The organism is Caecibacteroides pullorum (assembly GCF_019239235.1).
Lineage (GTDB): Bacteria > Bacteroidota > Bacteroidia > Bacteroidales > Bacteroidaceae > Bacteroides > Bacteroides pullorum.
Genome location: NZ_JAAZTS010000005.1, coordinates 62,801 through 75,323 on the forward strand (window position 1 = coordinate 62,801; position 12,523 = coordinate 75,323).

At 48.3% G+C, this 12,523-nt stretch carries 9 protein-coding genes and 2 tRNA genes; 4 read left to right on the forward strand and 7 right to left on the reverse strand.

Features of this window, described 5'->3' with window-relative positions; translation table 11 throughout:
* Nucleotides 1-42: 42 nt before the first annotated feature.
* The gene (locus HF894_RS05670) at nucleotides 43-2,007 is read left to right on the forward strand and encodes a transglycosylase domain-containing protein (protein WP_204971397.1); all 1,965 of its coding nucleotides are present in this window, start codon (nucleotides 43-45) and stop codon (nucleotides 2,005-2,007) included.
* On the opposite strand, the gene HF894_RS05675 is transcribed toward HF894_RS05670, so the two are convergent.
* Complete coding sequence (locus HF894_RS05675; protein WP_204971398.1) at nucleotides 1,991-2,827, reverse strand: CvfB family protein; 837 nt, start codon at nucleotides 2,825-2,827, stop codon at nucleotides 1,991-1,993. The genes HF894_RS05670 and HF894_RS05675 overlap by 17 nt on opposite strands.
* Nucleotides 2,828-2,978: 151 nt before the next feature.
* On the opposite strand from HF894_RS05675, the gene HF894_RS05680 reads away from it, so the two are divergent.
* The 3 genes from HF894_RS05680 (at nucleotide 2,979) to HF894_RS05690 (ending at nucleotide 4,269) form a co-directional block, all read left to right on the forward strand.
* Nucleotides 2,979-3,980, forward strand: coding sequence for a malate dehydrogenase (locus HF894_RS05680; protein WP_075318468.1), 1,002 nt, complete (start codon nucleotides 2,979-2,981; stop codon nucleotides 3,978-3,980).
* A gap of 124 nt (nucleotides 3,981-4,104) precedes the next feature.
* A tRNA-Phe gene (locus HF894_RS05685) sits at nucleotides 4,105-4,177 on the forward strand.
* 19 nt (nucleotides 4,178-4,196) lie between these two features.
* Nucleotides 4,197-4,269: transfer RNA gene (locus tag HF894_RS05690), tRNA-Pro, on the forward strand.
* Nucleotides 4,270-4,321: 52 nt separating this feature from the next.
* Here HF894_RS05690 and HF894_RS05695 read toward each other — a convergent pair.
* The 6 genes from HF894_RS05695 to rhaB form a co-directional block, all read right to left on the reverse strand.
* Nucleotides 4,322-6,454 carry a hypothetical protein gene (locus tag HF894_RS05695; protein ID WP_204971399.1) on the reverse strand — a complete coding sequence of 711 codons (2,133 nt, stop codon included), beginning with the start codon at nucleotides 6,452-6,454 and terminating at the stop codon, nucleotides 4,322-4,324.
* Nucleotides 6,455-6,647: 193 nt separating this feature from the next.
* Nucleotides 6,648-7,802 carry a lactaldehyde reductase gene (gene fucO / locus HF894_RS05700; protein WP_075318467.1) on the reverse strand — a complete coding sequence of 385 codons (1,155 nt, stop codon included), beginning with the start codon at nucleotides 7,800-7,802 and terminating at the stop codon, nucleotides 6,648-6,650.
* Nucleotides 7,803-7,812: 10 nt separating this feature from the next.
* Nucleotides 7,813-8,622 (reverse strand): rhamnulose-1-phosphate aldolase, encoded by an 810-nt coding sequence (gene rhaD, locus HF894_RS05705; protein ID WP_021846390.1) that lies wholly within the window; start codon nucleotides 8,620-8,622, stop codon nucleotides 7,813-7,815.
* A 34-nt stretch (nucleotides 8,623-8,656) separates the two neighbouring features.
* On the reverse strand, nucleotides 8,657-9,688 hold the full coding sequence (gene rhaT, locus HF894_RS05710; protein ID WP_204971400.1) for an L-rhamnose/proton symporter RhaT: 1,032 nt from the start codon (nucleotides 9,686-9,688) through the stop codon (nucleotides 8,657-8,659).
* Nucleotides 9,689-9,760: 72 nt separating this feature from the next.
* Entirely contained in the window at nucleotides 9,761-11,014 is a 1,254-nt protein-coding gene (locus HF894_RS05715) for an L-rhamnose isomerase (protein WP_021846388.1), read from the reverse strand.
* A 29-nt stretch (nucleotides 11,015-11,043) separates the two neighbouring features.
* Entirely contained in the window at nucleotides 11,044-12,504 is a 1,461-nt protein-coding gene (gene rhaB, locus HF894_RS05720) for a rhamnulokinase (protein ID WP_204971401.1), read from the reverse strand.
* Nucleotides 12,505-12,523 lie beyond the last annotated feature (19 nt).

Sequence of the window (12,523 nt, forward strand, 5' to 3'; positions counted from 1 at the left end):
AATAAATGATATCTTTGCACCTGCTAAAGCATAGGTTTACAGATGAAAAAGCAGTGCATTCTCCGCATAGCAACAGGCCTCATCGGCCTGTTGCTCCTCCTGACGGCGGGAGGTTACATTCTCCGCAACGTCCTTCTGAACCACATGGTCGAGCAACGGCTGGCCTCCGTAGGCAAACGCCACGAACTCGACATCCGCTACCGACACCTCACCCTCAAAAGCATCAACACCGTGTTGTTCGAAGGACTGAGCATCGTTCCACATGAACGAGATACTCTCCTAACCCTCGGTTCGCTTCAAGCACGACTCAGCCTATGGGAACTTCTCCAAGGCAATGTACAAATACGCCACCTTCAGTTAGATAGCTTGGCCGTGCGTTTTGTCAAGCATGGTTCCGAAGCCAATTATGATTTTCTTTTCCGACCCACGTCGGAGGCTGATGCATCCGCTCCTTCCACCACGCCACGAAGTGAAGAAGATTATACCCTCCGCATCAACAAGCTGCTCGACCTCGTCTTTGGTTTCCTGCCGGGAAATGGCACACTAACTCACCTGAACATCACCGAACAAAAAGACAACAACTACGTCAACCTCCATATCCCCCAATTCAACATCCAAGACCATCGCTTCCGAACGGACATCGTAGCCGACGAAGACCACTACGTGCAACGCTGGCAGGCCGAGGGCGAAATCAATCCCTCCGACCGTCGGCTAAGCGCTACTCTGCACGCACCCCACATCACCCTGCCCTACCTTAAACGACGTCTGGGTGCCGAAGTCAGCTTCGATAGTCTGACGTGCCGTTTCGAACAACAATGCCTTGGACGAGAGCTGACTCGCCTTATTGGACAAACAGAAGTTAATGGATTGAAAGTCTATCACCGACGCCTCTCACCTGAACTGGTCAACCTCGACCATGGCCGGCTGGAGTTTCATCTGAACATCGCTCCTACCTCCATCGAACTGGATAGTACCAGCCTTGTACGTTTCAACCGTCTGGACTTCCATCCCTACCTGAAGGTAGAACAGAAGAACGGATACTGGCATCTGACCTCTGTTACGGACAAGCCTTGGTTCCCTGCCGAAGACCTTTTCACGTCATTACCCCGTGGCCTGTTCGACAACCTGGACGACATTCGCATCAAAGGTCAGCTGGCCTACCATTTCCTGCTCGACGTAGACTTTGCCCACTTGGACAGCCTTAAGTTGGAATCTGAATTGAAAGGAAAGGATGTACACATCGAAAGTTATGGCCACACGAACCTGAGCAAAATGGCAGAAGAGTTTGAATATACCGCCTACGAAGACGATCGGCCCGTACGTACCTTTGCCGTAGGACCTTCATGGGAGCATTTCACTCCATTGAACCAAATACCAGCCATCCTTCAGATGGCCGTCCTACAAAGCGAGGACGGAGCCTTCTTCTATCATCAGGGCTTCCTGCCCGACGCCCTACGCGAGGCTCTGATACAAGACCTCAAAGTCCATCGCTTTGCCCGCGGAGGAAGCACCATTTCTATGCAACTGGTGAAAAACGTCTTTCTGAACCGCAACAAAAACATCGCCCGCAAGTTGGAAGAAGCACTTATCGTGTGGCTCATCGAGCACCAACGGCTCACATCGAAAGAACGCATGTACGAAGTTTACCTGAACATCGCCGAATGGGGGCCGCTCGTCTATGGCATCCACGAAGCAGCCGACTTCTACTTTGCCAAACGCCCATCCGAGCTGACGCTGGAAGAATCCATCTACCTGGCTTCTATCATCCCCAAGCCCAAACATTTCAAGAACTCCTTTACCCCTGACGGACGATTGAAAGATAGCCAGAAGGGATATTTCCGCCTTATAGCCCAACGACTGGCCGCGAAGGGCATCATCAATGAAGCGCAGGCCGAAGGGGTGGACATAGCCAACGTGGTGCTTCGTGGCCCCGCCAAGGAGTCATTCGCACTTTCGAAGCCAGAGCCTTCCTCCTCGGAAAGCCATCGCTTTACCGAACCAGGGTGATGCCCTTTTCGTCCAGCACCACCAAACGCTTCTTATACAGATCGCCTACGGCCTTCTTGAACACTTTCTTGCTTACGCCAAAGAGAGCATAGATTTCTTCAGCCGGACTCTTGTCATTGAGCGTCGTATACCCGCCGTTACTACGAATGTGCTCCAGCAAGATGGAAGCAAAATCTTCTACACCCGCCTGGCCCATCTTTTGCAAAGCAAGATCGATCTTGCCATCCTCGCGCACCTGCTTCACATAAGCCTTCAGCTTCATCCCCACATGCAAGGGTTGGAAGATTTCACTCTCATAGAGCAGACCGCCATACTTATTATCGATAATGGCCTTGAAACCCAGGTCGGTCTTCTGCCACACCAGCACCTCTACTTCCTGGCCACACTTATAGTCCGCCTTCTCCTTCGACAAGTATCGATCCACCTTGGCCGAAGCCACAATACGGAAGCTTTCATCGTCCAGATGCACATGAACGATGTACTTTTTGCCCACCTCCATCTTCATTTTCTGCTCGCGGAAGGGTACAAACAAGTCCTTCATCAATCCCCAGTTGAGAAAAGCGCCATATTGATTGACCCACGACACCTCCAGGCAGGCGAAATCGCCCACCTGCGCATAAGGTTTCTGAGTAGTCGCCACCAACCGCTCGTCCTGGTCCAAATAAATGAAAACTTCCAAATCGTCACCAGGCTTGCAACCTTGAGGGACATAACGCTTAGGAAGAAGAATTTCGCCCTCGATGCCTCCATCAAGGTACATGCCAAAATCCACTTCTTTCACTACGCGCAACGTATTGTATTTTCCTAAATTAATTTCCATAAAATGCCTTTTGCGACAAAGGTAAGGATAAGCTATAACATTTCAATCTAAAAGATAACTTTTTTATATGAACAACTCTATGAGAAAAGCGTTATATTTGCAACAGGAATTAAAAAGAGAACTTATTTATTCACCTTTAAATAACAAAATTATGGAATTCCTTACAAATGAGAAATTGACAATCGTCGGCGCAGCCGGTATGATTGGTTCTAACATGGCCCAGACAGCCATCATGATGCGTCTCACTCCGAACATCTGTCTGTACGATCCGTATGCTCCCGGCTTGGAAGGTGTAGCAGAAGAAATGTTCCATTGCGGTTTCGAAGGACTGAACCTGACCTTTACTTCTGACATCAAAGAAGCTCTGACAGGAGCTAAATATGTAGTATCTTCAGGTGGAGCTGCCCGCAAAGCTGGTATGACTCGTGAAGACTTGCTGAAAGGAAACGCCGCCATCGCCGAAGAATTCGGTAAGAACGTAAAGGCATATTGCCCCGACGTAAAACATGTAGTTGTTATCTTCAACCCTGCCGACATCACTGGTCTGATCACCCTGTTGTATTCTGGTTTGAAACCTTCTCAGGTTACTACACTGGCCGCATTGGATAGCACCCGTCTGCGTAGCGAACTGGCAAAACACTTCAACATGTCTCCCGACAAGATCGAAAATTGCCGTACTTATGGTGGTCATGGCGAACAAATGGCCGTTTATGCTTCTACTGCCAAGGTTGATGGAAAACCGTTGCTCGACATCATCGGCACACCCGAACTGACCAAGGAACAATGGGCTGAAATCCAGACAAAGGTAACTAAAGGCGGTGCCAACATCATCGCTCTGCGTGGCCGCTCTTCTTTCCAGAGCCCTGCATACGTTTCCATCGAAATGATTGCTGCCGCTATGGGTGGAAAACCGTTCCGTTGGCCTGCAGGTACCTATGTATATAGCCACGGCTTCGACCACATCATGATGGCTATGGAAACAGAAATCACTAAGGACGGCGTTCACTACAAAGAGCTGAACGGTACGCCCGAAGAAGAAGCCAAGTTGCAGGAAAGCTACAAGCATCTCTGCACCCTGCGTGACGAAGTTATCGAAATGGGCGTTCTGCCTGCCATCAAAGATTGGCACAGCATCAACCCGAACATCGATTGATATTCCCCATTTTTCAAGGTGCCTCCCACACGAGAGGCACCTTTTTTATACTTTTTTCCAAGAAAAGGTTTGTAGTATCAAAAAAAAGATTTACCTTTGCACCCGCAATCAAGCAAAAGCAAATGGTGTCATAGCTCAGTTGGTAGAGCAAAGGACTGAAAATCCTTGTGTCCCCGGTTCGATTCCTGGTGACACCACTTTTTCCCAATAAATTATCGGAATGTAGCGCAGTTGGTAGCGCACTACGTTCGGGACGTAGGGGTCGGGCGTTCGAGTCGCCTCATTCCGACAGAAATACGGCAGATGATTTTTCATCCGCCGTATTTTTTACATCATCCCCATCAAGGCATGGACTTCAGTCCTTCCCAACGCACATCCCATGTACCATCTTTCGGAAAACCAGGATTATCCACCTCACATCCATCCCATCCGGCACACATCATGGCAATAGCCGTCAAAAGGCCACCATTACCAGGCAGATAACAACGTAGACGCCCATCCTGATAATTATGCCCGTTCAGTAAGTATGTATTAGTGCGTTTCTCCATCAACAAGGCACCTACGGCCTTCTCAGGTTCACCCATACGGGCGGCATTCATGGCGGTCATCGGATAGTCCCATCCCCAGGTCTTTCCCCAATTCCAATTGTCCCACACCCAATGGAGCGTATTTTTCATATAATCTTCTCGAATCAAAGAATTCATCGGCAGGATTCCTACGGCCCCCAATACAGCCATATGATCGCTCGTGAAGCGTATATCCTTATATGTATCCGTAGCATCTTCTGAAGCCAAATACAATCCTTCCTCATTATAAGCCAGAGGGGAGAGTTTGTCTATCAGTTCATCCCATGCCAGGTTGCGCTCCATGCCTGCCCGTTCGCGCCACTTCTGAGCCACTTGCATGGCATAGTGCCAATAGGAAAGTTCGAAAGGAGGATTGATAGTGGTAGCAGCACGAAGAGTTTCCTGAGCAGGAATGCATCCTTTCAAGAGGAAACGTGCCCCCATTTCGTCATACGTAGCAAAGGAATACATGAAAGCTGCCGTCTCCTGTACTAATTGGTTATAGCGGCGAATGATTTCTTCTGAAGGATGGGCACGATAGACCAATTCGGCCAAATAAATGAAATGGGGCTGTTGCCATATCAGGAAAGAACCCACATTCGAAGGAGCTTCCATTCCGCTGGGATCTGTCATTTTCATCCAACGTACGCCTTCAAAACCTTGACGACGAGCTATCTCACGAGCAACGGGTTCAACCGTCTCATACCACCCCAACGTACGCTCCAACAAATTCTCATGTCCCCACAAAGCAAGCCAGGACTGATGCCACCAGATCATCTCCAGATGAAATTTTCCAAACCAAGAATTATATGTCAAACCCGTTTCCTGTGGCGGAAAACTACCAGCAGATTGAATAGCCAGAAGGTATTGAGACAATACCACGCGACGCTCCAACTCCTTAGCTCTAGGATCGGTGCAATGAGAAAAATCAACGGCAGCACCATTTGTCCAAAACTCTTTCCAATGGGCAGCACTCTCGATGGAAGTTTCTTCAAAAGTCGGTAGCGTTTCAACTACAGACGCATCGGACGTTTCCTTAAGAAGTTCGGAGGTAAAACGACAAGAGAAAGCCAATGTATCCGCTTCAGGTTCCAAAATGTAATAGTTCCTTTCTTTCTCCAACAGATGGGCTTTTCCTTCCCAAGAGAGAGTCACGTAGTAAGATGTTTCATCCAATGTACGCTTCAAGACCGCACATTGAGCATCCTGACGCACCACTTCCGTTGCATGCTTGTCATTGGCCTTCCAATCGCAAGCATCGTCTGAATGTTGGCCGGTAGGATAAGGGAAACGAAGATTAATGCCCGAACGGGCCTCATCCACAACCTTTGCCGAAATCATATCTAAAGTGGGATGGCACACCGTCTGTACCTCGTAGTCAACACCATTCAGTGTAAAATTGCTACTTACTGTTCCCTTCCACATATCAAGGCTTTGACGCACATCAGTCAAGTCTTCTACCTCCACACTATCTCCCAATTCCAAACCAACGACACCCAAATGCAGACGATGTGGATTCATCCGCAACCAGTTGGAAGCATCTTGCTGACGCCCTGCCTCTTTGAACTGGCAAGCATAAAGTTCCTTGTGCCCACGGCCGAAATCAAACTCTTTCAACGCATCTTCCGGCTGAAAGTTTTGAGGATTTGGGAAACTATGCCACCCCCACTGGCTCTGTGTTCCTAAAGGCACACCTTTGGAATAGCGTTCAGGGAAAGTCTGCAAACCCGTCACGTCTACCGTAAAGGCAAACTCCCCATTACCCACAGACAATGAAGCCAATGAATCGAACGCAGAAACCTGTGGATTGTTTCGCGCCACCAACGCCTCGCGATCAATAGGCTCCTGCCTTTCAACACCGCAAGCCGCCAAGGTGCATATCAGAATCAAATAAAAAAACTTTTTCATGGTATCCAATACAAATCTAAATAACAAATGATACTTTTAGCACTCCTAAAACATAGAGATACGGACAGGAAAACACCCTTTTCCTAAAAAGGAAAGGCCGCACTCCCTATCCATACAAAATTGCCCGAAAAGGAAGTACAGCCTTCGCATCGCTCCATAACCCTAAAATGGAGGCAACACAACATGCAAATTATCAATAAGCCTGACGATAAAGAGCTTCAATATCTTCAATGGAAGTAGGACGAGGATTACCACCCGTACAAACATCGTTGAAGGCGTCGATAGCCAACTGATGCAGGTCTTCCTCGCGAACACCAATCTCGTGCAGCTTCTGAGGAATACCGATGCTCAATGACAACTGACGAACAGCATCAACGGCCGCACGCACACCTTCAGCCTCGCTCATGCCTTCCGTATTGACACCCATAGCCTTGGCTATCTGAAGATACTTGGGAGCAGCTGGAGAATTGGCATTATACTCCATGACATAGGGAAGCAGGAGGGCATTGGCCACGCCATGCGGCGTATCATAGTGGGCACCCAACGGATGAGCCATCGAGTGTACGATGCCCAAGCCTACGTTACTGAAGCCCATACCAGCGATGTATTGAGCTTGCGACATAGCTTCGCGCGCAACAGTATCGTTACCATTGTCTACGGCTGCCTTCAAGTTGGCAGCAATCATTTCGATAGCTTTCAGTTCGAACATATCGGACATAACCCAAGCACCAGGCGTGATGAAGCTTTCAATAGCGTGGGTCAAAGCATCCATACCCGTAGCGGCGGTCAGCCCTTTCGGCATGGAGTACATCAGTTCGGGGTCAACGATGGCTACCGAGGGAATGTCGTTCGGATCGACACAAACCATCTTCTTCTTGGCATCCTCGTCGATGATAACGTAGTTGATGGTCACCTCGGCCGCCGTACCAGCAGTGGTAGGCAAGGCAAAGGTAGGAACTGCCTTCTGACGGGTGTTGGCCACGCCTTCCAAGGATTTCACATCGGCAAAATCGGGATTGTTCACTACGATACCGATACCCTTTGCCGTGTCGATGGAAGAACCGCCTCCCAAAGCCACGATGAAATCGGCCCCCGATGCCTTGAAGGCCTCTACACCATGTTGTACGTTGGCAATGGTCGGATTGGCCTTTACGTCGCTGAACAGTTCGTAAGGGATATTATTCTTTTCGAAAACTTCGATTACCTTGTCGGCTACATGGAAACGGATCAGATCTTTGTCGGTTACGAAGAAGGCTTTCTTGAAACCTCTGCGGGCAGCCTCAACGGCAATGTTCTCACGACATCCTGCACCGAAATAGGATGTCTCGTTCAATATCATTCTATACATAATACTTGCTTTATTTAGGTAAGTTAAACGCTACAGACATCTCCTTCATCTGCTCCTGGCTCATGCCGTCGGGCTCGAAGCCCATGTTCTTAGCGGCGATATAAATCAGGGCGGACTTGTTCAGTACATCGATCTGGTCGAAAGCAGCCATGACATCAACATCGACCGCAAACACGCCATGCTTTTCCCACATAACGACGTCATAGTCGTCGAGTTCGCGAATAGTGGCTTCGGCCAATTCTACTGAGCTGGGCAATTTATAAGGAATGATACCCAAACCACGCGGACAGAAAGCTTTTGTCTCAGGGATCATGCTCCACAACAAATTGCTGGCAACGTCTTTTTCCAAGAATTTCTTGTTGTGCGACATGGCCACCAACTCGATAGGATGTGTATGAACAGATGCCTTATAGGGAAGGCCTTTTGAAATCAAATAATTGTGTACACTCAAGTGAGAAGGAAGCTCGGAAGTGGGCATCACAGGGCTGTCTGCAATGATCACATAGCTGGCGCAATCATCGAGAATGCGGATGATAGAGCCATTCTCCATCGGACGGCGTGCCAAGTCGCGCATACGCTTCTGGGTACCCTTGCAATAGAAATAGCATCCTTTCAAGTGAGGGAGCACGGCTCCTATCGGTTTCACTTCGCTAATGGCAGGCATCGCCTTGATGGCGTCGTCCACATATTCGGTCACATTTACTGTAATGTTACCACCATTGCGTTCGGCCCAACCTTTTTGCCACAAATAGCCAGCCACTTCGGCTACCTTTTCTACTTCGGCTGCCAGAGCCGGACGATTGTTCAAAATTGATTCCATAAATACTCTTTCTAAACTACAAATTTACAATAATTCAAGACTGCGCCATGGCCACTACTACGATAGAAGCGACCAATACAACCAAGCCTATGACGAGCACCGAGATGGTACGTGCCCCACATCCTTTCCATTCTTTCAACAAGATACCCCATACGTTACTGAACGTGACGTTCAACGACATCAGGATACTCCACGAGAAAGCGAGCAGGACAGGACTTTCGGTCAGAAAACTTTTTCCCATCTCTAGGCCGAAGAATTGCGAATACCACAAAACGCCTGCCAAGGCGCAGAACAACAGGTTGTTTACAAAGATACTACTTTTCACTGAAAAATAGTCCTTGCCAGTCTTGTTCTTTATATTTTGTTGAATACAATAAGCAGCATTGGTGCAAAAGCCTCCCAAAGTCACCAGAAAAATGACGGGCAGGCCTGCATACAAAGGCTCTACTCCACCAGCCAAAGCCGCTTCTTTGATAGGTGTACCAGCATCGAGGCCCAAGGCAAAACAAGCGCTCATCACACCAGCCAGCAAGGCTACCAGCAGACCTTTGGTCAACGCAAAGTCCTTGACCGCAGCCTTCTTCTCTTCTTCCGTCATGTTTTTCGAACGAAGACTACCTGCATAGCCGATCGTGGCAATACCCGCCAACGTGATGCACACTCCAATAAGCAACATCAGGCCATCACCATGCAGGAGGTCTTTACCTGCAAACAAAGCAGGGAACAATGTACCAAAAGCCGCACAAGTACCCAAAGAAATGCTTTGTCCCAAAGCGACCCCCAAATATCGCATGCTCAACCCAAACGTCAATCCACCTACGCCCCAAAGTATTCCATAGACAATGGCAGGAAGTGCACCACCCGAGCTCCACAGGTCGAGCAAGTTTCCTCCGTCAGGTATGCCTAGGAAAGCCCCCAACAAAGGGAAAACCAACCAGGCAAAAACGCCCTGAACCAACCAAAAGCTCTCCCAAGACCACTCCTTCACTTTATTGATGGGCACATACGAACTGCTCTGTCCGAAGCTGCCAATCGCTATAATCAACAATCCTATCAGTGTATTCATGCTATTTATTCTTTTGCATACAGCAGAAAGGGACAAGCGCCTCCCGACACTTGTCCCGTCCTACGATGTATATTAATTACGTTTGGAAGTAACCTCCGCTTCATATTTCTCAACTTCTGCGATGAACTCCTCGCCCACAGGCACATTGTTCTTCAAGCAGAACATATCCCAAACGGCATTCCAAGGCAACGACTTGGCTTCTTCCAACAGAGCCAGACGTTCAAATCCCTGGTCGTTAGCTTCATACTTGCGCAATGTATCCAACGGTTCCAACAGGGCTTGGAGCATACATTTCTGTGTAGCACGGCTACCGATGACATAAGCACCAATGCGGTTGATGCTCGCATCAAAGTAATCCAAACCAATGTGTACACGATCCAACGCATCGCAACGTACGATTTCCTTGCACAAATCCAATGTATCATCATTCATGATGGTTACGTGGTCGCTATCCCAACGTACAGGACGGCTAACGTGAAGCATCACTTCAGGGATAAATAGAAGCAAAGAAGACAACTTGTCGGCTACGCTTTCAGTCGGATGGAAATGACCGGTATCCAATGTCACAATCTTGTTGTGGCTTGCACCATAAGCAGTATAGAAATCGCTTGAACCCACAGTATAGCTTTCCAGTCCAATACCAAATACTTTAGATTCTACACAATCCTTCATATTCTTGTACTCAGTGGCAAAAATTTCATCCAACGAGTTCTTCAGGATTTCACGATACTTCATGCGATTGACGGTGATGTCTTTGCTACCATCGTGTATCCACAGGTTCATGATACAAGGATCGCCCTGGCGCTTACCCATTTCTTCGGCAATGGCACGACAACGCTTGGTGTGCTCAATCCAGAAGTCACGAATAGACTTGTCAGGATTGGAGAGAGACAAGCTACCACTTTTCGGATGTGAGAAGGAAGTAGAGTTGAAGTCGAGCTTCATATTATGCTCGGCTGCCCATTGCATCCAGCTTTCAAAATGCTTGGGTTCTACCTGATCACGATCTACAAACTGGCCGCCAAAATCGCCATAGATTTCATGCAAATTCAAACGATGGTTACCAGGAATATAGCTGGCAGCCTTCAGCACATCCTGACGAAGTTCTTCAATGTTGCGCGCTTTGCCAGGATAGTTACCGGTAGCCTGAATGCCACCTGTCAATTCGCCAGCCGACTCAAAGCCTGTCACATCATCAGCCTGCCAGCAATGCAGGGAGAGTTGTACTTTCTGCAAGGCATCCATCGCCTTGTCTGTATCCATACCGATGGCCGCATAACGTTCTTTGGCCACTTCATAAGCCTTTACAATCAGTTCTTCTTTCATGGTTTTATCTTATTTTATTATGGTTATAATTATCGTACAATACGTTTGAATTGAGCATAAGCTTCACTCCACACGGCATCGTCTTGAGGCTGGAAAGTCTTCAAAGGAATGGATGCCGCTACCAGCTTACGCATGGAAGGAACGTCCTGAGCCTTGCCTGCCGAAATGGCCTGCAACATGATGTTTCCGATGGCGGTAGCCTCTGACGGGCCTGCTACTACGGGGATACCCACGGCATTGGCCGTCCATTGGTTCAACAAATCGTTGCGGCTTCCTCCACCTATCACATGCAATGTATCTATCGGGCGGGAAAACAAGGCACGCAAATCATCGAGAACCTGACGATAACGCAATGAAAGGCTCTCGAAAATACAACGTACAATCTGACCACGGGTTTCAGGTACTGGCTGGCCGGTAGACTTGCAATAGTCTTTGATAGCCTGCTCCATATCCGACGGATTGGCAAACGAAGCATCATCTGGATAAATCAAGCTACGGAAAGCTTCACAAGCATTCGCTTCAGCTATCAGCTCGGGATAAGAAGTCTCGCCCCATTGCAGACGGCAACGCTCGAGTAGCCACATGCCACAAATATTCTTCAGGAAACGGATGGTGCCTTCCACACCACCTTCATTGGTGTAATTCAATGCTTCTGTCTCAGGAGTTATAATAGGCGCATCCGCCTCTATACCCATCAACGACCAGGTACCGCTACTCAGGTAAGCAAAATGGCTACTCTGGGCAGGAACGGCGGCAACGGCAGAAGCCGTGTCATGTCCAGCTACGGCAATCACTGGAATAGCACCCAAACCAGTCATGCGCTGTACTTCAGCCGAAAGTTCACCCACCTTCTCGCCTGGATAGACAAAGCGTCCAAAATGGGACTCCGTAAGACCTACAGCCTGCAATAATTCACTTTCCAATTTGCGTGTTGAAGCATTGACCAGTTGAGCTGTAGTCGCAATGGTATATTCGGTCACCATCTCGCCCGTCAACAAATAGCTCAAGGCATCGGGGGTAAAAAGTATTTTCTCAGCGGCAGCTAACGCACTATCACCCGCACGTCGCATCGCATCCAGCTGGAAAAGAGAATTAAAATTCATCACCTGAATACCCGTCAATTCATAGACATGCTTCCGAGGTATGCGCGAGAAGAAAGCTTCTGGTGCACCTTCTGTATGTGGGTCGCGATAAGAATAAGGCTGGCGCAAGAGATGCCCGTCCTTACCTACGCATACGAAATCCACCCCCCACGTATCAATACCAATAGAAACGATTTCTACATTTTCCTTGCGAGATGCCAATTTCAGACCTTCAATGATATTGCGATAAAGTTCATAAATATCCCAATAGAAATGTCCGTTTACTTCAATCAGATGGTTAGGGAAACGATTGACTTCTTTCATTTCTAAACCATTCGAAGTAAAACTTCCCAAAATAGTACGACCGCTGGTTGCTCCCAAATCAACCGCGAAAAAACATTGTTTCATGGTCATTAGTTATATATTT

What these genes read in the sequence shown, in the direction of transcription:
- HF894_RS05670 (WP_204971397.1), top strand. Translation starts at nt 43, where the DNA reads ATGAAAAAGCAGTGCATTCTCCGCATAGCAACAGGCCTCATCGGCCTG.
- HF894_RS05675 (WP_204971398.1), bottom strand. Translation starts at nt 2,827, where the DNA reads ATGGAAATTAATTTAGGAAAATACAATACGTTGCGCGTAGTGAAAGAA.
- HF894_RS05680 (WP_075318468.1), top strand. Translation starts at nt 2,979, where the DNA reads ATGGAATTCCTTACAAATGAGAAATTGACAATCGTCGGCGCAGCCGGT.
- HF894_RS05695 (WP_204971399.1), bottom strand. Translation starts at nt 6,454, where the DNA reads ATGAAAAAGTTTTTTTATTTGATTCTGATATGCACCTTGGCGGCTTGC.
- fucO (WP_075318467.1), bottom strand. Translation starts at nt 7,802, where the DNA reads ATGTATAGAATGATATTGAACGAGACATCCTATTTCGGTGCAGGATGT.
- rhaD (WP_021846390.1), bottom strand. Translation starts at nt 8,622, where the DNA reads ATGGAATCAATTTTGAACAATCGTCCGGCTCTGGCAGCCGAAGTAGAA.
- rhaT (WP_204971400.1), bottom strand. Translation starts at nt 9,688, where the DNA reads ATGAATACACTGATAGGATTGTTGATTATAGCGATTGGCAGCTTCGGA.
- HF894_RS05715 (WP_021846388.1), bottom strand. Translation starts at nt 11,014, where the DNA reads ATGAAAGAAGAACTGATTGTAAAGGCTTATGAAGTGGCCAAAGAACGT.
- rhaB (WP_204971401.1), bottom strand. Translation starts at nt 12,504, where the DNA reads ATGAAACAATGTTTTTTCGCGGTTGATTTGGGAGCAACCAGCGGTCGT.